This is a genomic window from Occallatibacter sp. FHG110214_02, from assembly GCF_059115385.1.
Genome location: NZ_JBZYWK010000015.1, coordinates 20370 through 41521 on the forward strand (window position 1 = coordinate 20370; position 21152 = coordinate 41521).

The 21152-nt window shown below is 60.4% G+C and carries 17 protein-coding genes; 8 read left to right on the forward strand and 9 right to left on the reverse strand.

From position 1 onward, the window contains the following. Window positions 1-194: 194 nt before the first annotated feature. The 7 genes from AC5S3R_RS13840 to AC5S3R_RS13870 form a co-directional block, all read right to left on the reverse strand. Complete coding sequence (locus AC5S3R_RS13840; protein ID WP_494267655.1) at window positions 195-1673, reverse strand: efflux transporter outer membrane subunit; 1479 nt, start codon at window positions 1671-1673, stop codon at window positions 195-197. A 2-nt stretch (window positions 1674-1675) separates the two neighbouring features. Further along, window positions 1676-2905: an efflux RND transporter periplasmic adaptor subunit gene (locus AC5S3R_RS13845; protein WP_494267656.1), complete on the reverse strand. Its 1230-nt coding sequence runs from the start codon at window positions 2903-2905 to the stop codon at window positions 1676-1678. Between the two features lie 18 nt (window positions 2906-2923). After that, on the reverse strand, window positions 2924-6211 hold the full coding sequence (locus AC5S3R_RS13850; protein ID WP_494267657.1) for an efflux RND transporter permease subunit: 3288 nt from the start codon (window positions 6209-6211) through the stop codon (window positions 2924-2926). Between the two features lie 378 nt (window positions 6212-6589). After that, window positions 6590-8353, reverse strand: coding sequence for an alpha-glucan family phosphorylase (gene glgP, locus AC5S3R_RS13855; RefSeq protein ID WP_494267658.1), 1764 nt, complete (start codon window positions 8351-8353; stop codon window positions 6590-6592). A 193-nt stretch (window positions 8354-8546) separates the two neighbouring features. Beyond that, window positions 8547-9710, reverse strand: a complete 1164-nt coding sequence (gene galK, locus AC5S3R_RS13860) for a galactokinase (RefSeq protein ID WP_494267659.1) — start codon at window positions 9708-9710, stop codon at window positions 8547-8549. A 13-nt stretch (window positions 9711-9723) separates the two neighbouring features. Continuing rightward, window positions 9724-10716 (reverse strand): hypothetical protein, encoded by a 993-nt coding sequence (locus AC5S3R_RS13865; RefSeq protein ID WP_494267660.1) that lies wholly within the window; start codon window positions 10714-10716, stop codon window positions 9724-9726. Next, window positions 10713-12116 (reverse strand): pyridoxal phosphate-dependent decarboxylase family protein, encoded by a 1404-nt coding sequence (locus AC5S3R_RS13870; RefSeq protein ID WP_494267661.1) that lies wholly within the window; start codon window positions 12114-12116, stop codon window positions 10713-10715. Before AC5S3R_RS13870 ends, AC5S3R_RS13865 begins: the two co-directional genes overlap by 4 nt. 269 nt (window positions 12117-12385) lie before the next feature. Between AC5S3R_RS13870 and AC5S3R_RS13875 the strand changes: the two genes are divergently transcribed. Beyond that, entirely contained in the window at window positions 12386-12586 is a 201-nt protein-coding gene (locus AC5S3R_RS13875; protein WP_058187212.1) for a cold-shock protein, read from the forward strand. A gap of 96 nt (window positions 12587-12682) precedes the next feature. Here the strand turns inward: AC5S3R_RS13875 and AC5S3R_RS13880 are convergent, their stop codons facing one another. Beyond that, on the reverse strand, window positions 12683-13465 hold the full coding sequence (locus tag AC5S3R_RS13880) for a hypothetical protein (protein WP_494267664.1): 783 nt from the start codon (window positions 13463-13465) through the stop codon (window positions 12683-12685). A gap of 289 nt (window positions 13466-13754) precedes the next feature. Between AC5S3R_RS13880 and thrS the strand changes: the two genes are divergently transcribed. Together thrS and panC are read left to right on the forward strand one after the other, a co-directional pair. Then, window positions 13755-15794, forward strand: a complete 2040-nt coding sequence (gene thrS / locus AC5S3R_RS13885; RefSeq protein WP_494267665.1) for a threonine--tRNA ligase — start codon at window positions 13755-13757, stop codon at window positions 15792-15794. Window positions 15795-15917: 123 nt separating this feature from the next. Next, window positions 15918-16760 carry a pantoate--beta-alanine ligase gene (gene panC, locus AC5S3R_RS13890; protein WP_494267666.1) on the forward strand — a complete coding sequence of 281 codons (843 nt, stop codon included), beginning with the start codon at window positions 15918-15920 and terminating at the stop codon, window positions 16758-16760. A gap of 26 nt (window positions 16761-16786) precedes the next feature. Here the strand turns inward: panC and AC5S3R_RS13895 are convergent, their stop codons facing one another. Then, the gene (locus AC5S3R_RS13895) at window positions 16787-17488 is read right to left on the reverse strand and encodes a hypothetical protein (protein ID WP_494267667.1); all 702 of its coding nucleotides are present in this window, start codon (window positions 17486-17488) and stop codon (window positions 16787-16789) included. Window positions 17489-17673: 185 nt separating this feature from the next. On the opposite strand from AC5S3R_RS13895, the gene AC5S3R_RS13900 reads away from it, so the two are divergent. From AC5S3R_RS13900 to msrB, 5 genes are all read left to right on the forward strand, one after another. Beyond that, entirely contained in the window at window positions 17674-18573 is a 900-nt protein-coding gene (locus tag AC5S3R_RS13900; protein WP_494267668.1) for a DNA-formamidopyrimidine glycosylase family protein, read from the forward strand. Window positions 18574-18642: 69 nt separating this feature from the next. Further along, window positions 18643-19056 (forward strand): DUF1761 domain-containing protein, encoded by a 414-nt coding sequence (locus AC5S3R_RS13905; RefSeq protein ID WP_494267669.1) that lies wholly within the window; start codon window positions 18643-18645, stop codon window positions 19054-19056. Between the two features lie 56 nt (window positions 19057-19112). After that, entirely contained in the window at window positions 19113-19502 is a 390-nt protein-coding gene (locus tag AC5S3R_RS13910) for a RidA family protein (RefSeq protein WP_494267670.1), read from the forward strand. 64 nt (window positions 19503-19566) lie between these two features. Further along, window positions 19567-20466 (forward strand): KPN_02809 family neutral zinc metallopeptidase, encoded by a 900-nt coding sequence (ypfJ, locus tag AC5S3R_RS13915; protein WP_494267671.1) that lies wholly within the window; start codon window positions 19567-19569, stop codon window positions 20464-20466. 131 nt (window positions 20467-20597) lie between these two features. Beyond that, window positions 20598-21023 (forward strand): peptide-methionine (R)-S-oxide reductase MsrB, encoded by a 426-nt coding sequence (gene msrB, locus AC5S3R_RS13920; protein WP_494267672.1) that lies wholly within the window; start codon window positions 20598-20600, stop codon window positions 21021-21023. The last annotated feature ends 129 nt before the right edge of the window (window positions 21024-21152 follow it).

Below are 21152 nucleotides of genomic sequence, written 5' to 3' on the forward strand. Positions count from 1 at the left end.
AAGGCAGCTTTTAGCTGTTAGCTTCTAGCTTTTAGCTTGATGGTGGGAGAACGGGGCTTTGAGCTATCCCAGGTCCGAAAACACGGACCTGGGCACCCAAACTTACGGGAATAATTTAGCTTTCAAAGCAGAAAGGCTACACCGAATAACCGATGCAGCCTTAGTTTTCTGTACCCTGAACCCCGTACCCTGCTTTATTTCGGCAACTGCGTGGTATCCCATCCTCCGCCGAGGGCGCGGATTAGCTGGACGCTTGCCGCGAACTGGCGGGTTTGCAGGTCGGTGAGGGTGCGCTGGTTGGTGAGCAGCGTGGTTTCCGCGGTGATGACTTCGAGGTATGTGGTTACGCCGCCTTTGTAGCGCTGGTTGGAGAGATCGAGCGAGTGCTGCGCGGCGGCGACTGCGCCCTGCTCGACTGCGGTTTCATCGTTGAGCGTGCGCAGCGTGGAGAGGTTGTCTTCCACGTCCTGGAAGGCAGTGACAACCGTGTTCTTGTAGCCATCGGCCTGCGCTTCGTACTGGTGTCGGGCCTGGTCGGTGAGGGCGTGGCGCTGGCCTGCGTCGAAGAGCAGTTCCGTTGCCGATGCACCAAGCGACCAGAGCGCGCTGGGGCCCTGAATCCATGTGCCGCCGTGGGTGCTTTCAAAGCCGCCCGTGCCGTTGAGGCTGATGGTGGGGTAGTAGGCGCTGATAGCGATGCCGATTTGCGCGTTGGCGGCCTGCGCCTGGCGCTCGGCGGCGGCGATGTCTGGACGGCGCTCAAGAAGCTGCGAGGGCACGCCTACGGGAATCTGCGGCAGCGGCAGGTCAAGCGGTGAGAACGGAATACTGAAGTCGTGCAGCGGAATGTTGGCGATGGTTCCGATGGCGTGCTCGAAGGTGGAGCGGGCCACATTCAGGTCCACGAGTTGCGCGCGCACGGTTTCAAGCTCGGTGCGGGCCTGCGCTACGTCTACGTCGGTCGCCACGCCACCGTTGCGGCGGCGCGTGGTCAGGTCGAGCTGCTTTTCATCGTCGCTGACGGTGGACTTGAGCAGGCGAATCTGCGAGTCGAGGCCGCGGAGCTGGAAGTAGTCAGCGGCAAGCTCAGCCTGTAGCGAGAGCGTGAGGTTGGCGCCTTCCGCAGCAGTGAGTTGCGCGTTAGCGCGGGCTGCTTCTACGCTGCGGCGGATGCGGCCCCAGAAGTCGGGCTCCCAGCTTGCCGAGCCAGCCAAAGTCAGGTCGTTGAAGTTGGGCGGAACGGGTGAAGTGGACTGCGGACGGCGAGCCGACTCCCGCGAGTGCGCGAAGCCGGGGCCTGCGGAAAGCTGCGGGTAAAACTGCGCGCGCACTGCCGCAACCTGGTCGCGGGCGGCGAGATAGTTTTCCGTGGCCTGCTTGACGGCGTAGTTGTCGGTGGCGATGCGCACTTCCAGTTTGTTCAGCTCCGCGTCGTTGTAAACCTCCCACCAGTTGCCTTTGAGCATGCCGTCGGAAGGCGTGGCGGGCTTCCATGCGCCGCCGTCGGGGTTGGGCGGAGGCGTGGTGACGTTCGGGCCGCCGGATTCTTTATAAGCAGGCGCAGGCGGCGCGGTGAGCTGCGGGCGCGAGTAGTTGGGACCGACCGGCTTGCAACCCGCCAGCAGGCCCAATGCGGCAAGGCCAGCGGCGGAAATAATGGACTGCTTCCGCATGCTTACTTGCCTCCGCCGGGCTGGTTGGAGCCGTGATTCGGGGTTTCCGGATGCACCTTTTCACCGTCAACGAGCGAGTCAGGCGGGTCCTGGATAACTTTTTCGTCGCCGGTGAGGCCAGCAATAATCTGCACGGTTGCACCGTCGTCTTCGCCAATGGTGACGGGCACAATCTTGGCGATGTTGCCATTGACCACGGTGCCGACCTGCATGCCTTCCTTGTGGAAGATGAGAGCCGATGCGGGGATGATGAAGGTCTGGCCAACGGCAGCAGTCTTGAAGTGCACCTGAGCAAGCGAGCCGGGAAGCAGCTCGCCGCTCTTGTTCTCCACATCGACCTCGACAAGCAGCGTGCGGTTGGAGGGGTCAAGCGCGTCGGCGGTGCGCACGAGCGTTCCCTGGAACGTTCTGTTGGGATGCTCGGGGAAGGTGAGGTCAATGCTCTCGCCGCGCTTGATGGACGGCGTGTAAATCTGCGGAACGTTGGTGTAAACGCGCAGCGTGTGCACGGCCTGCATGTGGAAGAGCTCCTGCGTGGAGCCTTCGGTGATGAGCTGGCCGTTGTCCACCGAACGCGAGGTGATGACGCCATCAAAGGGCGCGTAAATCTTCTCGAAGCTCTGCAGTTCCTTCAGGCGCTGCACGTTGGCCTGTGCGGATTTCACGGCGGAGGCGGTTGCGGCTTCCTGCGTGACGAAGGTGTCGGTGTCGAACTTGGAGACCGCATCAGAACCGACGAGGCCCTTGTAGCGGTCGGCCTGCACATGCGCGTTCTTCGCGTTGGTCTCGGCGGTAACAAGGTCGGCCTGCGCCTGCGCGAGCTGCTGGTCGAGTTCCGGTGTGGCAATCGTCGCAAGCAGCGCGCCCTTCTTTACGCTTGCGCCAATGTCGTAATACCACTTGGTCAGGTAGCCGCTGGTGCGGGCGTAGATGGGCGAGTCCGAGTAGGCCGTAACGTTGCCAGGAAGGATGAAGTTGTCCGTGGGCGCGCCGGGCTTGGCGGGCAACGCGATGACCGAAGGAGCAGCCAGCTCGTTGGTGGTGTCGGCCAGCACTTCGCTGTCGTGATGCCGCTTGAAGATACCGTGCACGGCCAGCGCCACCACGACCACCAGGACAACGACAATTGCAATGGTCGCGCCGCGGCCGGAGACGGGCGCGTGGTCGGGAGCGCTCTCGGTCTCGTGGTTTTTGGCGCCGTTCGGGGCGTGGTTCTGGTTTTCGCTCGTCATAAATTGGATACTCCCTTACTACTCTTCAAACTCGTTTAGGATTGCGCTGCCGGTGGTGAGCTCTGTCTTGCGGTGCTTGCCAAGCCAGCCATGCACAACGGAGAAGAACACAGGAACAAAGAACAATGTGGCAACCGTTGCCAGCAACAGGCCGCCGATAACGGCGCGGCCAAGCGGAGCGTTCTGCTCGCCGCCGTCGCCAAGGCCAAGCGCCATGGGCACCATGCCGATAATCATGGCAAGAGCCGTCATGAGCACGGGGCGGAAGCGGACAAAACCCGCGTTCAGCGCGGACTTGCGCGCATCGCCGACAAGCTCTTCCAACTGCTCGCGGGCAAAGCTGACGACGAGAATCGAGTTCGCCGTAGCCACGCCCATGCACATGATGGCTCCGGTGAGCGCCGGAACGCTGAGGCGCGTATTCGTGAGGAAGAGGAACCACACGATACCGGCCAGTGCGGCAGGCAGCGCCGAGATAATCAACGCCGGGTCAAGCCAGCTCTGGAAGTTGACCACGATAAGCAGGTAGACCAGCAGGATCGACATGGCGAGGCCGCCGATAAGGCCGATGTACGAGCTGTACATGGTTTCGCTCTGGCCGCGGAGGGTGAAGTGCGAGCCGCGCGGCAGGTCCTTCTCATGCTTGTTGACGATCTCCTGCATCTTGCGCGTCACGGTGCCGAGGTCCGTGCCGTTGACGTTGGTGTAGATGTCGAGCACAGGCTGCACGTCGTAGTGGGAGACTTCGCCAAGCTCCGTGCCGGGAATCACGTCGGCAAGGTTGCCGAGGACCTGGACGGATTTTTGCGCGCCGGGGGCCGTGGTGCCGGCGGTGGTGGTGATGGAGCCGCCCGCTCCGACAACCGCTGGATTGGCCGCCGATGCGCTGCCGGTGACAGGAAGGCTCTTCAAGCCGGCCAGCGAATTGAGCTTGTACTGCGGCATCTGCGTGGCCACGTTGTAGCTGACGCCGTTGCGCGGGTCGAGGTAGAAGCTGGGCGTGGTCTGGAAGCTGCCCGACAGCGAGACGAGCACGGTCTGCGCCACGTTCTGCTGCGTCAGGCCAACAGCAGAAGCGCGGGTGCGATCCACATCCACGGTAAAGTTGGGCAGGTCAAACGGCTGCTGAATGCGGGCATCCACCGCGCCGGGCACCTGACGCACTTCATTCAGAATCTTTTCGGCAAGCCCACGGTTGGCGACGAGGTTGTTGCCGACAATCTGGATGTCGATAGGCGCGGAGAGACCGAAGTTGAGAATCTGCGTGACGATATCAACCGGCAGCACGTAGAAGGTAACGCCGGGGAACTGGCGGTTCAGCACTTGGCGGATGTGGTCGAGGTAAGGCTCGGTGGGATGGTGGTCTTCACTGAGTTGCACCTGGATATCGGCGTCCGCCGTGCCGACCGGGGCCGATGTGGAGTACGAGAGGTTCAGGCCGGAGTAGGGCAGGCCGATGTTATCGACGATGCTGACGACTTCCTTCTGCGGAATGTTCTGGCGGATGGTGGCGTCGATGCGGTCGCAGAGGGCTGCGGTCTCTTCGATACGCGTGCCGGTGTGTGCGCGGACGTGAATCTTGAAGCTGCCGGAGTCTACCGCGGGGAAGAAATCCTGCCCAAGGAACGGCGCAAGCGCCCCGATGGACCCAAGCATGAAAAGCAGGAAGAGGATGAGGAAGACGCGCGCGTGGTTGACACAGAGCGTAAGGATGCGCAGGTAGCCGACGCGAATGTTTTCAAAGTGGTGCTCAAAGCCGAGCTGGAAACGGATGAAGGGATTGCGGCTGCTCAGCTTTTTCTGGTGCTCGGCTTCGTCGTGCTCCTTGAGCAGGTAGCGCGCCATGGTGGGCACAACGGTACGTGAGAGCAGGTAGCTGGCGAGCATGGCGAAGACTACGGCTTCAGCGAGAGGCACGAAGAGGTAGCGCGGCACGCCGCTCAGAAAGAACATCGGGATGAAGACAATGCAGATGGCGAGCGTGGCGACGAGCGCGGGCGTAGCGATCTGCGCCGCGCCGTCGAGAATCGCCTGCTCGATCTCCTTGCCCGATTCGAGATTGCGGTTGATGTTCTCGATTTCGACGGTTGCGTCGTCCACAAGGATGCCGACGGCGAGCGCGAGGCCGCCGAGCGTCATGATGTTGATGGTCTGCCCCAGCATGGCCAGCACGGCAATGGAGCAGAGAATTGAAAGCGGAATCGACACGGCAATGATAACCGTGGAGCGCCAGCTTCCGAGGAAGAGCAGAATCATGATGGCGGTGAGGCAGGCCGCAATGATGGCTTCGCGCACCACGCCGCCGATGGCGCCCTTGACGAAGATGGACTGGTCGCTGAGGGGAACAATCTTCAACTGCTCGGGAAGCTCGCCGCGCTTCACCATGTTGTCCACCTTTTCGCGGACGCCGGCAATAATGTCGAGCGTGGAGGCCGAGCCGGTCTTCATCACGTTCATCAGGATGGCGCGGCGGCCGTCAATGTGGACGATATTCGTCTGCGGCGGGCTGCCGTCACGGACGTGCGCAACGTCGTGAATATAGACAACGGTGCCGTTCGAGGCCTTGATGGGAAGGTCATTCAACTGTGCAACGATGCTGGGTGCGGAGTTGGTTTCGACGGCGTACTCAAAGCGGTCCACCTTCATGGTGCCTGAAGGAGCAATGAGGTTCTGCGCGCCAACGGCGTTGACGACATCCGCGGGCGAAAGGCCGCGAGCCTGGAGAGCGGCGAGGTCGATATCGACCTGGACCTGGCGCTGCTTGCCGCCGTAGGGGAAGGGCGTCTGCGCGCCTTCCACGGTGGCGAGCTGCGTGCGGATGGCGTTCTGGCCGAGGTCGTTGAGCCTCTGCTCGTCGAGGCCTACTCCGGAGAGGCCAAGCTGCAGAACGGGAACGCTCGATGCGTTGTACTGAATGATGAAAGGCGGTGTGGTGCCGGGCGGAAGCGAGCGCAACTGCACCTGCGAAATTGCCGAGACTTCCGCCACGGCCGAGCCAATGTCCACGTGCGGCTGGAAGAAGATTTTGATAACGGCGATGCCGTTGAGGGACGCCGACTCAATGTGCTCGATATCGCTGACCGTGGTGGTCATGCCGCGCTCGGAGTTCGAGACAATGCGGTTGGCCATCTGGTCAGCGGAGAGGCCAGCGTACTGCCACACCACTGTCACGACAGGGATGTCGATATTCGGGAAAATATCCGTTGGCATCGAAACAATGCTGAAGACGCCAAGGATCAAAATGAAAAGCGCAAAGACGACAAAGGTATAAGGCCGCCGTAGCGCAAGCCGGACAATCCACATCATAGGGCTGGTTTCCGCTCCAGAGCTGAGCCGGACTGCGAACGCTTGCCTGCGCTGACAGCGCTAGACTGCGCTTGATGCGGCCGGACCCGCTGGGGTCCCTGAGTTCAATCAGGTTAATGAGAACAAGTTGCCAACACGAACCATGCACGCATGGTTTTCAGCACGAAGGAATTACTGCACACATTCTACTAAGACGTGCAACAGCCCGGAAATGACGCAGACGCCACGACATCATAGACTTAGACCGAGGTCTAAGTCGGGGTACAAGGTGTCGGGGGCAGGGTACAGGGGTAATTGTCGGGCGCTGCAAACGGGGTGCGGGAATGAGGAGACTTGCCCTTCCCCATACCCTGCACCCGATACCCTATCCCCTTGCCTTTAATCCGCGAAAGCAGCTTCTCCCACAGGCACTGGCTCTACCAGCGGCGCGGGGTAGTACGCGTTCTTTACGTACTGCTGCACCATGCGGTTGGTGTTGAAGTAGGTGCCGTTGATGGCCAGCGTAGTGCGCATCAGGCGAGCCCAGTTTTCCTGCGAGTCGCGATAGAGCGGCACCACGGATTTCTCTAGTTTTTCATAAAGAGAACCCGCTTCCGCCGCGTCGTCCGCGCCGTCTTCAATCAGCCAGCCAGTCACACCCTCGATACAGCCTTCAATCCACCAGCCGTCCAGGATGGACAGGCTCGGCACGCCGTTGAGCGCGGCTTTCATGCCGCTGGTGCCGCTGGCTTCATAAGGACGCCTGGGGGTGTTCACCCACACGTCCACACCCGCCGTAAGCAGCGCGCCCAGGTCCCATGCGTAGTTTTCGAGATAAACAATCTTCAGCGTGTCGCTTTCGAGCGTCTGTGCGCGCTCAACCACCTCGCGGATGAGCGCCTTGCCGGGCTCGTCCTGCGGGTGCGCCTTGCCTGCGTAGAGAATCTGCAGGCCGCCCGCGGCCTTGGCGATTTCCACCAGCCGCTCCGGCTGCGTGAACAGCAGGTTGGCGCGCTTGTAGGTGGCTACGCGGCGGGCAAAGCCCAGCGTCAGCACCTTGGGATTGAGCACCTGGCCGGTGCGCGCGGCAACGACGGCTAGCAGCTCTTCCTTGGCGCGTGCATGCGCTGCAAGAATCGCCTCTTTGGGCACGTCAATCGTGTTGCGAACATAGAGATGGTCGCGCCGCCATGCAGGAATATGCTCGTCGAGCATCTGCTGAATTGGCGCGGAAATCCATGTTGGCCCATGCACGCCGTTGGTGATGGAATCAATGGCGAACTCGGGGAACATTTCACGCGAAACCTTGCCATGCTGCAGCGCAACGCCGTTTGCGTAACGCGAGAAGCGCAGCGCCAGCAGCGTCATGTTCAACAGGCCGTCCTTAAAGGTGTCCAGCTTCTGCAAGTGCTCGGTACGCCCCTGGCCGAGAATGCGAATCGTCTGCTCAGTTGAAAAGCGGTCATGCCCTGCGGGAACCGGCGTGTGCGTGGTGAAGACGCACTTCTGGCGAACCAGCGCCACGTCTTCTTCCGTGGCAATGCCCTGCGGGCCGCCGCCCATCTGGCTTTCGAGCAACGCCAGCGTCAGCAGCGCCGCGTGGCCTTCATTCATGTGGTAGACGTTGACCTCCGCGCCAAGCGCGGCAGCCATGCGCACACCGCCCATGCCGAGGACAATCTCCTGCTGCAGGCGGTAGTTGGTGTCGCCGCCATAGAGATGGTCGGTCAGGCCGCGGTCCCAGCCGGAGTTGCCTTCGATATCCGTATCGAGCAGGTAGATGGGAACAATGTGCCCCGTGCGACCGGCAAGGTCATAGCGCCAGGCGCGAACCGTTACCGTGCGGCCTTCAATGGAAACCGTCACACGCGCCGGTTCTTCGGTGCAGAAGTCGGCAGGGTTCCATGGCTGCACCTCTTCGGTCTGCTGGCCGCTGCCGTCCAGGTGCTGGCGGAAGTACCCCTTGCGGTGCAGCAGCGTAAATGCAATCAGCGGCAGGTCGAGGTCCGCTGCGGAGCGCAGCGTATCGCCGGCAAGCACGCCAAGGCCGCCGGAGTAGGTGGGCATCTCCGGGCGGATTGCGATTTCCATGGAAAAGTAGGCAACCTGGCCAGTCGTGGGCAGGCTTTGCTGCGTAAACGTCTTGGCAGTGGAGAATGGCATGGGCTTTATGTGCCTCCGGCACGCTGTCCGCCAAAAAAGGGAACAGCCTGGATTTGTATCTGCAATTTTCCGGGAAGGATGCCGGGCTTTTTATGAAAAACCACCCAGTCGTACAGCGATTTTACCAAGAATAGTTTCCACAGCCCGGTCCCAATGTCACACATCCATGTGCAAAACGGCACCTAAGTGCCGTTTATTCCGCTGAGTAGAGCCTCCGGGCACCCTCGGAAGCGTGGTTGATATAAATCTGGGGCTTGATGTTGAATTTTGCTTCGTAGCGCTCGCCGAGCGCCTTGGCGAACTCCGTCGCGTGGCTGGCCTCGACAAGGTTCACCGTGCAGCCACCAAAACCGCCGCCAGTAAGGCGCGCTCCCACAAGGCCGGGCAGGTCCTGCGCAAGCTCCACCATGGTGTCGGCTTCAATCACGCTGGCTTCAAAGTCGCGGCTGTAGCTCCAGTGCGCCTCCGCCATCAGCTTGCCGAGCGTGGCGCGGTCGTTCTTGAGCAGCGCTTCCGCCGCAGCCACGGTGCGCAGGTTCTCGCTGATAACGTGACGGGCACGCTTGAGGGCGTTGGGGCTCATCTCGCTGCCGTACTTTTCCAGGTCTTCCAGCGTGGCGTCGCGAAGAAACTTTACCTCTGGCCGATGCTTGCCGATGACGGCGGCGGCCTCTTCCACCTCGGTGCGGCGGCTGGTGTACTCCGTGCCGGTGATGACGTGCTTAATCATGGTATTGGCAATCACAATCGCCAGGTCTTCCGGAATGGGCGCGAGCTTGTAGCTCAGGTCGCGGCAGTCAAGCAGCAGCGCGTTGTCCTTCTTGCCGTTCGCGGAGATGAACTGGTCCATAATGCCGCTCGATGCGCCGACGAACTCGTTTTCCGCCCGCTGGCAGAGCTTAGCCAGCACGGGTCCGGGAAAGGATTTGCCCACCAGCGAGGTGACGGCAACCGCCGTGGCAACCTCCAGCGCTGCCGAGCTTGAAAGACCCGCCGAAAGCGGCACGTCGCTCCAGATGCTCAGGCTGAAAGCGGGAATCGTAATTCCCTGTCCGGCAAGAATCGCCAGTACGCCGAGCGGATAGTCGGTCCAGTGGCCGGAGCGCTCCCATGGCAGGTGCGCCGCATCGAATGTGCGCTCCTCTTCGTAGTTTTTGGAGTAGAGAACGACCTTGCCGTCCTCGCGCGGAGAGATGGAGGCAAGGGTGGCGAAGTCAATCGCCGCGGGCATTACAAAGCCCTCGGCGTAGTCTGTGTGCTCGCCAATCAGGTTGACACGGCCCGGGGCAACAAAAAGGCCGGGCTCTGCGCCGTAGCGCTCGCGATGAAAAATACGCAATTGGGAAGGATCGTGCATATATCTCCAGAAGTTACAGAAATTCAATCTCCACCCGCATGGGCCACTTGAACCATTCTTGCGGGGAAAGTGTCCGCGACCACGGTCCGGCAACCGCCAGCGAGTCCACGGGCGCGGTGGCAGGCTCAAGGGCAACGCAAGTCTGTTTCGGACCATCCTTGTCCGGCCAGCCGCCATAACAAATCCATAAACCGAGGTAGGGCGTGGCCACTGTGTCAAAGCTCACGCGAATCTTTACGCCAGCAGAAGGACGCACCAGCTCAGCCCAGTTATCGGCAGCCGCCAGCGGACCTGCAAAAAGCTTGTCACCCACGCCGGAATCCGGCGCAAGGGCAAGGCTAAGGTCCGTTTCCCCACCCGCCGCCAGCTTTGCGGCAGGCCAGTCCACCGCATCGCCGCCCTTGCCGAGCCGGTTGCCGCCCGAGCCTTCCAGACGAAGCGACTGAATCGCATCAGGAAGCACAATGCGGTCCCCAGCCTCCGCGAGAAAGAGCGGATGCGCCGCCCAGGACCACGGCACTGGAACATCCCCCGTATTAGTGACGGTGTAATCCAACGAAAGCAAAAATCCTTTATCAGTCTCGGAAAGAGCCATCGTCCGTTTCACTTCCAGCGGCAGCGAAAAACAGCGAGCGCGCAGCGCAAGTGCAGCTCCCTGCACCCCGTCCCCTGCACCCTGTACCTCGTCTTCCCACACAACGCGCCAGAGGTCCCCATGATCGGGCACTTCGGCGACGCCGCCAGTATACGTTAACGTACACGCTCCCACTGACGGCAAGCATTCATCCCAGCCACTCGCATCACCCGCGTCAAAGCTCATGGTCTGCGTACGTGGTGCAACCGGTGCCAGCGGAGCCTGCAGCAATTCGCGGCCTTTCACACGAATGGAAGCAATCTTTCCGCCGAACTCCGGCAGCACAGTGACTGCGCAATCGCCCGCCGTGAGCACGGCAGACGGAATGACAACGTTTTCTTTTTTGGCGAGACTTCCGATGTCACTGCTCATCTCTGTTGAACTGTTTCCTTTCGTAGAACCTGGCTTGCTAAAACCTGGTCTGTCGCCGCGTTCAGCTCATCCCAAATGCGCGGAAGCCACGCTTCATGTTCGGGCTTCATCAGCACCGAGCGCAAACAGGTAAGTGTCTCCCGTTCGCTGCCGCCGAACCACTGTACCGGCAATTGTACAAGCGCCAGGTGCAGGTTGCGCTCCGCGCACCTGTCGAAAACCTCCTGGGCCAGCCCGGAAGCCTTCTGCGACTCCGCCGCACGCACTGCCCAAACCACAATATCAAGCTCGGGCCCGATGCTGGGGCGGGTCTCAAAGCGCGCATCCTCCAGCAGCCTCCGGTCCAGCTCTACCGCCGCGCGCCGGCCAGCAGCCAGACCCGCAGCAAATGCGCCATCCGGAGTCAGCGGAAGAAGCTGCATCGTCGTCCAAAGCGCCACTGCCGCGGCCCCGGCCCGCGAGCACTCCAGCGAAATCTCACCTAAATGCAGCTCGTTCGACGTGAAGTAGGTATACGGCGAATCGTGCTTGTAAAACCGACCCACCGCCGGGTCGCGAAACAAAACGCAGCCGCATCCATACGGTTGCAGTCCATGCTTGTGCGGATCGATAACAATCGAATCCGCGCCAAAATCGATCGCCTGAAAAGCCAGCCCCGCCGACAGCGGCAGATTGTTCACAATGAGCCGGAAATAACCTCCATATGCAGCATCCACATGAACCCGAAAGCCATAGCGCTGTTTCAGGCTAATGATTTCGTGCAAAGGATCAACAGCCCCCAGCGCCGTCGTTCCGAGTGTGGCAACCACGGTTCCCACATCACCCTTCTTCAACTCATCTTCCAATGCATTCAGGTCCATGCGTCCAGCCGCATCCGCAGAGACCGCAGAATAGTTGAGTTTAAGGACGCTGGAGATACGGCTATGCGTGTAATGCGCCTGCCCGGAGCCAACAATCCTTTTCCCCGGTGCCAGTTGCCCCGCAATCCACAGCGCCTCCAGATTCGCCATCGTCCCGCCGGAGGTTAGGTGCCCCAGAAACCCGCTTTCCGACCAGCGGCCCGCCTCCGCCCAGCCGAACATCGCGGCAATTCCCCGAACAGCTTTAATCTCCATCTCGGAGCTGGCCCGTCCGCCGTCCCGCGCATGATTATTCGGATTCACCGCCATCGCCAGCGCATAGGCAGCCCGCGCCGCCGGATGCGGCGGCTTCAACATCTGCCCTGCATAGAGGGGGTGAAAGTAAGGATAGTTGTCCCCAAGTCGTGCAGCGGTTTTTTCCAGCGCAGCGGCGATTTCCGCCCAATTTTCCGCAGTTTCCACAGGCGGCAATGAGGAAAACTCTGCCGCCAGACGGTCGGTGGCGCGGACCAGAAGCTCGGGGACAGGGTCAACAGGCATGACGACTTTTCACCCTAACACACCCCCTGTGGAGCCTTGTAGTCACTCCCGCAGGTCCCTCATTCTGTACGACTTTCGTAACGTCCTCGCGCGACCCCATCTTTCCCGCAAAAAAGAAAAGCGAGGGGCTCTGCTTGGAGTAGATGCTACAATTTCCTCAGCGTTAGAGTCGAACCGGGTGTGAGCAGTAACTCGCCCAACCAAGCAAGATTCTGCCAGGTGTCGCTCCGATTCATCCAGCGCAATTCAATTCAGGAAACATGATCCAGATGGAACAAGGTACTGTGAAGTGGTTCAATGACGCGAAGGGCTTCGGCTTCATCTCGCGTCAGAATGGTGAAGACGTTTTTGTGCACTACTCGGCAATCAATGCAAATGGCTTCAAGAGCTTGCAGGAAGGCCAAGCAGTGCAGTTCAACGTAGTGAAGGGGCCGAAGGGATGGCAGGCTGCCGACGTGCAGCCTCTCTAAACCCGATAGGCCGGATTCCGGCAGAATCTTAGCAATGATGTAACCGTAAAGGGCTGGGAGCAATCCCAGCCCTTTATGTGTTTCCATGCCTCAGACCTACTTCTTCTCCGTCCCGTCGGTCGTCCCTAGCAGGTGGTAATAGTTCGGCAAAAGCAGGCCGGTCAGGAATCCCAGGATCAGGAAATAGGAAATCAGCGCCGCCCCGTAGGTGTAATTGTGCACGGACTCATTAGACGTAGCGATCTGCGTCACTGCCTGCGAGACATTCAGAAATTGCCCGTAGAGCTGCGGCAGGCCTGCAAGGCTGGCTCCGGCAACAACCTTGCTCAAGGAATCAGCGGTTTGCTGCAGTAGCGTTTGTCTTGGAACAGTCATGCCTCCAGCAAACGCTGCCATAGGAATGGATGCAGACACAGAAGCAGAGGCAGGTGCAGACGCTGGTGTCGTGGTAGGCACAGGCGTTGTTGTCGGCGCAGGTGTAGTAGCCGTTGCTCCGGGCGCAGGTGTCGTTGTCGTCGTTGCAGAAGCTGGCGGAGGGCCTTGCCCATTCTGTGGCCTCGGGGGAGAAAGCGGATAACCGAAGATGAGGCCAAAGAGAAAACCCACTCCAAGGCAGGCGCCTGCCACCAGGAGGAGCGCAGGCCATTTTTCGCTCAATCCGACAATCAACGCCGCTCCGCCGCTGACTGCCACCGTCGCATTGAACGCCACTAAGACTCCGAGAGGCGCGTTCCTGTCTGGGAACATCTTTGTATAGGCGATGCAGCAAACAACTCCAAATGCGACAAGCGCGCACACTCCCCGCGCCCAGGGCACATCGGTCCACTGGAACGCTGCTGCGGCAATCTGTGCAGAAAAAGGAAGGACTCCGGCGGTCATAATTTCCTCCTGAAGGGGCCCATTCAATCAGTCGAAACAATCCGCCCTGGAGGACAGTCCAATCTGTCTTCTTTTTTCGTCAGGCGAATGTCTTACGGGAAAATGCGATGCAGAATGTACAGGGGAGGCCGTGCGAAGACCACAATAGCCCAGGTTCTTCTCTTTTCGCAAGACCACTTTGGGCCAGCACTGCAGGAGCCGCACCCGAAATCCGCGATTGTCTCCCGCGGCCCCTGCCCGTCATTTATCCTGAAGCGTTAGCCCACCTATTTCAGGACTACTTTTCATCATGAGCTCGAAGCAAATCAAGATCACTCTTCCCGACGGCTCCGTTCGCGAAGTCGCCGCCGGCACAACGCCGCTCGACATTGCCAACTCCATTTCGCCGCGCCTTGCCGCAGCCTCGGTTGTTGCCCGCATCACTCCTGCCGATGCAAGAACCTCTGGCGACGGCGAGGACAAGGAAGCTGAGTCCGGCGAGGCCGCAATGTATGCCGCGGAAGCCGCCAACGCGCCCAAGCTCGTTGACCTCTCCACGCCGCTCGCGGAAGATGCGAAGCTTGAGCTCATCACCGAGAAAGACCCCGAAGCGCTGAAGGTCGTTCGCCACTCCGCCGCGCACGTCATGGCGACGGCTGTGCTCGAGCTCTTCCCCGAAACCAAGCTGGGCCACGGCCCTGCAACCGACTCCGGTTTCTTCTACGACTTCTACCGTGAAAAGCCCTTCACGCCGGAAGACCTCGCCGCCATCGAAGCCAAGATGGCCGAAGTCATCGCCCGCGATGAGAAATTCGAGCGCATTTATGAGCCGCGTGAGCAGGCTCTCGCCGAATTCCACAAAGACGGCGACTTCATGAAGGAGCACTTCGTCACTAAGTTCACCGACCCCGGGGCGGAGGTCAGCTTCTACCGCAACGGTCACTTCATCGACTTCTGCCGCGGCCCGCACGTGCCTTCGACAGGCCGCGTGAAAGCCGTGAAGGTAACCAATCTTGCCGGAGCCTACTGGCTTGGCGATGAGAAGAACCCGCAGCTTCAGCGCGTCTACGGCACCGCGTTCTTTTCGCAGAAAGACCTCGACGCGCACTTCGCACGCCTGGAAGAAATTGCCAAGCGCGATCACCGCGTTCTCGGCAAGCAGCTTGACCTCTTCAGCATCCAGGAGCTGGCCGGTTCCGGCCTCATCTTCTGGCACCCGCGCGGAGCCATCATCCGCAAGACGCTCGAAGACTGGATGCGCGAAGAGTGCCTGAATCGCGGCTATCAGCTTGTTTACACGCCGCACGTCATGCGCCGCGAGCTATGGAAGGTCAGCGGCCACGAGGGCTTTTATTCCGGCAACATGTACACCCCCATGGAACTTGACGACGCCGAATACCGACTCAAGCCCATGAACTGCCCCGGCCACATCCTTATCTATAAGAACTCGCCGAAGAGCTACCGTGACCTGCCCGCGCGCTACGCCGAACTGGGCAACGTGTATCGTTACGAGCGCTCCGGTACCATGCACGGTCTGCTGCGCGTGCGCGGCTTTACGCAGGACGACGCGCACATCTTCTGCATGCCTTCGCAGATTGAGGATGAAGTTGTCGCGTGCATCGACTTTGCGGAAGCCACGCTGAAAACCTTCGGCTTCAAAGAGTTTCAAGTGGAACTATCCACATGGGACCCCAGCGACCGCGCCCACTATGCCGGCTCGGATGAAAACTGGGCTCTCGCCATCAATGGCCTCAAGAGCGCCCTCGACCGCAAAGGTATCCAGTACAAGACCATCCCCGGCGAAGCCGCCTTCTACGGTCCCAAGATCGACGTGAAACTCGTCGATGTGCTTGGCCGCCTCTGGCAGCTTTCGACCGTGCAGTTTGACTTCAACCTGCCTGCTCGTTTTGAACTGGAATACGTAGGCGAAGACGGCGAGCGCCACCAGCCCGTCATGGTGCACCGCGCCTTGTTCGGCAGCGTGGAGCGCTTCTTCGGTGTGCTCATCGAGCACTACGCCGGAGCCTTCCCGCTCTGGCTCGCGCCTGTGCAGATTGGCCTCGTGCCCATCGCCGAACGCCACGCCGCCTACGCTGAAAAACTCGAAGCCGAGCTAAAGGCCGCAGGCTTCCGCGTAGAGACCGATTTGCGCAACGAAAAGATGAACGCCAAGATCCGCGACTTTGCCAACCAGAAGACGCCGTACATCCTCGTCTTTGGCGACAAGGAAGCAGAGGCGGGAGCCGTCAGCGTCCGCGCAAGAGGCAAAGGCGACCAAGGCTCCGTTCCACTCGCCGACTTCATCGCGAAGGCGAAGGAACTGGCAGCCACACAATCCACGGAACTCTAACAGAACTCATTGCCGGGTGCCCTATGTCCTTGCAGTTGGGTTGGGGACATGGGGCACCACGAACGCAAATCCAGCAAGCCCAAGCGAGGGACCTGACCACACGGCCTTCAGCAGAGAGCAGCCATGCAAATCATCCATACCGTATCCGAACTCCGCACCTGGTCCCGCGCCCAGCGCGCCGCAGGCAAAACCGTCGGCCTTGTACCCACCATGGGCGCGCTCCACGAAGGCCACGCCAGCCTCATCCGCGGCGCGCATCGGCAGTGCGATGCCGTAGCTGTAAGCATCTTCGTCAACCCCACGCAGTTCGGCCCTAACGAAGACTTCTCCCGCTATCCACGCACCTTTGAAGCCGACAGCAAACTCGCAGAACAGGAAGGCGCAGACGTAATCTTCGCGCCGACTGTAGAAGAAGTTTATCCAGCAGGCGCATCCACTTTCGTAGAAGTCGAAGGCCTATCGAACCGCCTCGACGGAGCCTCGCGCCCCGGCCACTTCCGCGGTGTCACCACCGTCGTCAGCAAGCTCTTCCTCGCCGCCGAGCCCGACCGCGCCTACTTCGGCCAGAAGGACGCCGCGCAAGTCGCCGTCCTCCGCCGCATGACCGCCGACCTCCGCTTCGGAGTCGAAATCGTAGTCTGTCCAATCATCCGCGACGCAGACGGCCTCGCGCTCTCTTCGCGCAACGTCTACCTCAGCGCCGAAGAGCGCAAGCAAGCGCTGACATTGAGCCGCACCATCCACCGCGTAGAATCCCTCTTCACCAACGGCGTCCGCGACACATCCGTTCTCATCAGCGCCGCCCGTGAAATCTTCGCCGCTGAGCCAAAAATCCGCATCGACTACATCGAGCTGGTCGATTGGTCCACGCTGCTGCCCGTCGATTTTGCCACGCCGGGAACGCTCTTCGCCGTCGCAGCATACGTGGGCACAACCCGCCTCATCGACAACACGATTCTTGCCTAATCCCCCCTGGAATCGCATCCCGCCTGTTACTGCGGAATGCGATTCCAGAGAGAGTGCGCTACAGAACGAACTTTCTGCGCCTTGCCCGAATTTTGAGAGTTGCTGTTGTTATCAGAGGGTGTGCTGTTTTGTGCGGCTGGAGAACCGGACTGCATGACGCTCTGGCCGGCTGGTCCGCCCACACGGGCAACAAAAGCCCCAGACGCCTTTCCGGGAGAAAGTGTACCGGCAATCAACATATATTCATCTCCCTTGCGAAAAGCACCATAGCGCACATCATCATTGGCGGCATCGAGGGCATCGATAATATTTGTCTGGCTGGTGGCATCCACCAATGGCTGGCTAAGCAGGCTGATTAACGTGAACGCACTTCCGCAAGTAGCGCGGGCGCAGCTCCAGACTTCTGTGTAACCGCCGTCCTGAAGCTGTTTTGCCAGGGCCATGTAGGTGCTCAGCGAAGATGTCGTCACTGGCCCGGAGTAGGCAAGCACATCAATAGCGCCGGTTGCTGTAACCGTCTTGCCAAATTTCGTTGCCGACTGCGCAACAGAACCGACAGGCACCTGGTATTCGTCGTTGTCGATGTGCATGGCTCCAATAATGAAGCTATTCGCGGGCCGGGCGAGGGTTGGTATGTCTGACGCGCCCGGATAGTCCGAGCTTTGCGCAACACAAACGGAGGCAGACGAAGCAACACATACGAGAGCAAGAAGATAGGAAATTTTCATAAGTTTGGTGGAACTCCATTTTCTTTTTCGCTAAGATGCGGATACTGCGAAACAGGTTTATTGAAGAAACGCGAAGCGGTCCCCCCTTGTCCTGCCTCCTCTCAGCTTCGGGCTCTCATCCACACAACGCATTTTGCCGTAGGAGTGCGTGAGATATCCTCAGCCCGCACTACAATCAATTCTCCATGCCGGAACTACCCGACATCACCGCCTACATCACCGCGCTGGAAGCCCGCATCCTCGGCCAGAAGCTCGAACACGTTCGTCTTGGCTCCATCTTTCTTCTTCGCACAGTGCAACCGCCGCTCGAATCGGCAGATGGTCGCGCAGTAACCGCACTCAAGCGCATCGGCAAGCGAATCGCCATAGGCCTTGAAGGCGACCTGTGGCTGGTGCTGCACTTGATGATTGCGGGCCGCCTGCACTGGGGCCCTCCCAACACCAAAATCCCCGGCAAGCGCGGCCTCGCCGCCTTCGACTTCCCCAACGGCACGCTGCTCCTGACCGAGGCCGGCAGCAAACGCCGCGCATCGCTCCACGTCTTCGGCAGCGAAGCAGCGTTAGAAGAAGTAAACCCCGGTGGCCTCGAAGTTTTCGGCGCAAGCCTGGAAGAGTTCCGCGCCGCGCTCACCCGCGAAAACCGCACCCTCAAGCGCGCTCTCACCGACCCGCGCATCCTCAGCGGCATCGGCAACTCTTACTCCGACGAAATCCTCCACGAGGCCAAACTCTCGCCCATCCTGCAAACCCACAAGCTCAAAGATGAAGAGTGGGACAGCCTCTACACCGCAACGCTTTCCACGCTCACGCTATGGATAGGCCGCCTCAATGCCGAGGCCCGCAAAGCCTTCCCGGAAAAAGTGACGGCCTTCCGCCCGGAAATGGCCGCGCACGGCAAGTTCAACCAGCCCTGCCCGCGCTGCGGCTCGCCCATCCAGCACATCCAGTATGCTGACAACGAAACCAACTACTGCCCCACCTGCCAGACCGGCGGCAAAGTTCTCGCCGACCGCGGCCTCTCGCGCCTCTTAGGCTCCGACTGGCCCCGTACGCTGGATGAATTGGAAGCTCTCAAGCGGAAATAATCAAAATTTCCCTTGACCGTGTCTGTTGATATCAACGAGAGTTGGAATCGATTTTCGGAGGTCCAGTCCATGGAGCACGTGCACCACATGCTTAACTGGTGGGCGATTCTCGTGTCCGCCATCGTCCTCTGGATTCTCGGAGCCTTCTGGTTCTCGCCCGCGCTCTTCGCCAAGCCATGGGCCGCCATCGTGGGCCGCGAGCTCGGCCAGAAGCCCAAGGGTGTCGTCCACGGCATGATCGCATCGTTTGTCGGCGGTTTCCTTGCCGTTCTGGTGCTCGACCACCTCGTCGTCTGGGGCCATGCCACGGGCTTCCTGCATGGCGCACTCCTCGGTTTCATTGCATGGCTGGGCTTCATCGCCGGCGTGCAATACCCGCAGCGCATCTATGAAGGCCGCCCCTTCCGCTACTTCCTAATCGTCGGCGGCTACTGGTTCGTCGGCCTGACCCTGATTGGCGGAATCTTAGCCGTCTGGCGTTAAAGCATTTTGTTTTTCCTGTACCCCGTACCCTGCACCCTGTCCCCTAAAATGTCCCCATGAGCAAAAAGATCATCTCCACTCCCAACGCCCCTGCCGCCATCGGTCCTTACTCGCAGGGAGTCGTCACCGGCAACCTGCTCTTCACCGCCGGCCAGGGCCCGCTTGACCCGGCCACCGGCAAAATTGTCCCCGGCGGCATCGAGGAGCAGACCATCCGCACCCTCGAAAACCTCAAGGCCGTGCTGGAAGCTGCGGGCACCAGCTTCCTCAACGTCGTAAAGGCCAACGTCTACCTCTCTGACATCAACAACTTCGCCGCCATGAACGCCATCTACGCGAAATACCTGGCCCCCGAAGGCACGCTCCCTCCGGCCCGCACCACCATCCAGGCCGCACGCCTCCCCGGCGACATCCTCGTAGAAATCGAGCTAGTCGCGGAAGTTTAATCGCACCACGTCACCGCTGCGCATCTAAGCCTGTTGAAGGACCAGCAAGTGGAGGAAAGACCCAATGGAATGGCAAGACGGCGGAGAAAGTAAAGATATTGAGGATCGCCGCGGGCAATCAGGCGGTGGAGGTTTCAACCTCGGCGGCGGTGGCGGCGGCATCAACCCGCTTAACTTCGTCGGCCTGCTCGGCGCCGGTCCCATTGGCATCGGCGTCTTCGTCCTCATTGTGCTCTTCAGCGTCTTCCATGGGCACAACTTTGTCGGTGGCAACAGCGGCACCGCTTCCCGCACGCAGGCCCCGGTAAGCGCGCCAGCCTCTGAGCAGCGCGACGTGCAGCTAATCAGCTACACACTCGACGATGCGCAGAGCTCCTGGGCGCAAATCTTCCAGGCCAACAACCGCCAGTACCGCCACGCCAAGCTGGTCCTGTTCCGCAACCAGACCACCTCCGGTTGCGGAACGGCGCAGGAGTCCACTGGCCCCTTCTACTGCCCCGCCGACCAGAAAATCTACATCGATCTCGGCTTCTGGGACGAGCTGACGCAGCTCGGCGGCTCCACTGCTGACTTCGCCAAGTCTTACGTCATTACCCACGAGCTGGGCCACCACATCCAGAACCTGCTCGGCATTGAAAACCGCGAGCAGCAGTTCATCCAGCAAAATCCCTCGCAGGAAAGCCCCGCTTCCGTCTCTCTCGAACTGCAGGCCGACTGCTTCGCCGGCGTCTGGGGCCACGCCACCGAGCAGCGCAGCAAGATTAACCAGCAGGACATTGCTGCCGCTCTCAAGTCCGCAGCAGCCGTCGGCGACGACCACATCCAGAAGATGAGCGGCCGCGCGGTCAGCCCCGAAACCTGGACCCACGGCTCCAGCGCCGACCGCGAAAAGTGGTTCACCACCGGCTTCCAGGCAGGCAAAGCCAGCGCCTGCACCACCTTCAACGGCAAGCTGGCTCCGTAAAATCGCAGGAATGGACCGGAGGGAGCAGGGGCCTTCAGGCCCCTGAAAATAGCTGCGAATAAGGATGAGGGGCTTTAGCCCCGGAAGCTTTTACCTCACCCACTCCATCTAATCTCTCAGAGAGAACCCTCATGGCCGACACCACAGAAAAAGTAATCAAAACCGAAGCCGAATGGCGCGCCCAGCTCGACCCGCTCCAGTACCACGTACTGCGCGAAAAAGGCACCGAGCGCCCCTACACCGGCCCGCTCGAATACAACTTTGAATCCGGCAGCTACCACTGCGCAGGCTGCGGAGCCCTGCTCTTCGCTTCCGGCGCAAAATACGACTCCGGCTGCGGCTGGCCCGCCTTCATGATTCCGGCGGATTCCAAGGCCATCGACGAGCACGAAGACAACACCTTCGGCATGCGCCGCGTAGAGGTCACCTGCGCCAAGTGCGGCGGCCACCTGGGCCACGTTTTCCCCGACGGCCCAAGACCCACCGGCCTCCGCTACTGCATCAACAGCGCCTCACTGACCTTTACCAAAGAACAGCCAGCAGAAAACAAGGAATAAGCTGGGTGCTGGGTGCCTCATTCATGCGACGTTTTTTGTCGCATGGGTGGGGATAACACGCCCATCAATTCATCACAAAACTGTCTTTGTTCTTGTTTTTCCCTGTCCCTCTTCCCTTATTCCTTGTTC